General features: G+C 58.9%; 5 protein-coding genes and 1 other RNA gene. All 6 read left to right on the forward strand.

Features of this window, described 5'->3' with window-relative positions; translation table 11 throughout:
* Positions 1-600, forward strand: a 600-nt coding sequence (locus DESPIG_RS12430; protein WP_006009409.1) for an N-6 DNA methylase, incomplete at its 5' end; no start/stop codon positions are given.
* A gap of 23 nt (positions 601-623) precedes the next feature.
* Positions 624-788 (forward strand): hypothetical protein, encoded by a 165-nt coding sequence (locus tag DESPIG_RS13935; protein WP_006009411.1) that lies wholly within the window; start codon positions 624-626, stop codon positions 786-788.
* Positions 789-792: 4 nt separating this feature from the next.
* Positions 793-859: hammerhead ribozyme type II (locus DESPIG_RS13415), an RNA gene on the forward strand.
* 9 nt (positions 860-868) lie between these two features.
* A complete protein-coding gene (gene nrdD / locus DESPIG_RS12435; RefSeq protein ID WP_006009413.1) occupies positions 869-1,051 on the forward strand; it encodes an anaerobic ribonucleoside-triphosphate reductase in 183 nt (60 codons plus the stop codon).
* A 4-nt stretch (positions 1,052-1,055) separates the two neighbouring features.
* Positions 1,056-1,484, forward strand: a complete 429-nt coding sequence (locus DESPIG_RS12440; RefSeq protein WP_006009416.1) for a hypothetical protein — start codon at positions 1,056-1,058, stop codon at positions 1,482-1,484.
* A 7-nt stretch (positions 1,485-1,491) separates the two neighbouring features.
* A partial coding sequence (locus DESPIG_RS12445; protein WP_006009400.1) for a phage protein GemA/Gp16 family protein occupies positions 1,492-1,707 on the forward strand: 216 nt, incomplete at its 3' end.

Here is a 1,707-nt window from a genome sequence, read left to right on the forward strand (position 1 = left end):
ATGGGGCAAAGGGCGGCGGATCACTTCGCTAACGCCACCGCCTACCTTCTGGACTATATGCGGACGACAAATGAGGAAACGCTGGGGCCGCTGTATGAAGAATACGCGGCGAACCATTACACCGGTCAGTATTTCACTCCGTCTTCCGTGGCGCGGCTTATGGCCAAGATAACGCACACGGCACCGCCGGAAACGGGCCGTTTCAAGGTTCTTGACCCCGCCTGCGGCGCGGGAGCCTGCCTGATAGCGGCGGCCAAGGAACAGACGTTCGAGCAGAACGGACGGGCAATATTCGTAGGTCAGGACATAGACCTGAACTGCGCACGTATGACGGCCTTGAACCTCATGTTTTTCAATCTGGACGGTGTGGTTCTGTGGGGCAATCACCTTGCCCTGGAAGTACGCGAGGCATGGGAAACCCGGAGGAGCCTGGTCTGGGGAGGGAGCATCCGCCCGCTGGACAGGGAAGAAGCGCGGGCATGGCTGGAAGGCCACTTTTCCGGGCCGGAGACGCCGCCGGAGCCGAAGATGGCAAGCGCCGCGCGTGTCAAAACTGACACAAAAACAGTGGCAAAAATGGAGCAACTTTCGTTGTTCTGAATACACCAAAAGGAGATGTAACCATGAAAGTCGTAAGAACTGAAACCGAAATTGCCCGCGTGGAAAACTGGGCAGTGGAAGGCATTGACGAAGGAACCCGCTATCCCGGCATGAGTTATGAACAGGGAATCGCGGATGTTTTGGCATGGCTCAGGGGAGACAGCGATACGGCTCCGGACGAGGGATAACCTCAAGCGAAACGGCTCCGCATGGGGCCGTCGCCGGAGCGTGGCGGCTCCGGCCTGACGAGCAGCCATGAGACAGAACAATGACGGAAGTAATACCGAACCTTCCCAGCATTGAGCGGGACGGAAAAATTTACATTGGCGAAGGCGTAAAGTTCGAACGCATCCGGCGCATCACGGGCTACCTGGTGGGCACGGTTGATCGATTCAACAATGCCAAGAAAGCGGAACTTCGAGACCGCGTGAAGCATACCGCCATGAGGTAAGATCATGCGGAAGGACAACCGGAAATTCTGCGCGTCCATCAGTGTGCGCAACGGAGAAGAGCGCGCGAAGCTGGAGCTTTCCCCGGCTCCGTTGCACGGCGGCCCGGAAGGCTTTTACCGCGTGCGGCTGGCCCGACGCTGGCTTGATGCGGAAGACGGCGCGCCGCGCTTCTTCGACCGGGACGGAATAGCCCGTCTGGCGGCGGAACTTGCCTTGTGCGGGCTGGAAACGCCCGCCCCGGCCCCTGACATTCCCTGCAATTCCCGCGTGTCTGTGCGGCGCGCGGACGGCTTTTATGAAGGCACCTGGACGAACACGGAGCCGATTCTGGACTACACAGGGCGCTGGGTGGTCAATGTTTCGTTGGGAGGAAAGCGCGTGTTCGTACCGGTTGAAGAAGTGACCGTACACAAGGAGCGTCGCCGTGGATAACCGGAAAATGCGTCTCGGCCTGTATCGCAAGATTGAAATTGCCAGAAAGCAGCTTCCGCACATGGATGAGGAAGCCTTCCGGGCCTTGCTGCGTTCGGAGTTCGGCGTATCCAGCCGCAAGGATATGAATATCCATCAGCTTTCCCGGCTGGCGCAGCTTTTCGCGGAACAGCACGGCGTTACCTATACAGCGCCCGCCAAAAGCCGCAACAGACGTGTGACG

Origin of the sequence: Desulfovibrio piger ATCC 29098 (assembly GCF_000156375.1) — a bacterium.
GTDB lineage: Bacteria > Desulfobacterota > Desulfovibrionia > Desulfovibrionales > Desulfovibrionaceae > Desulfovibrio > Desulfovibrio piger.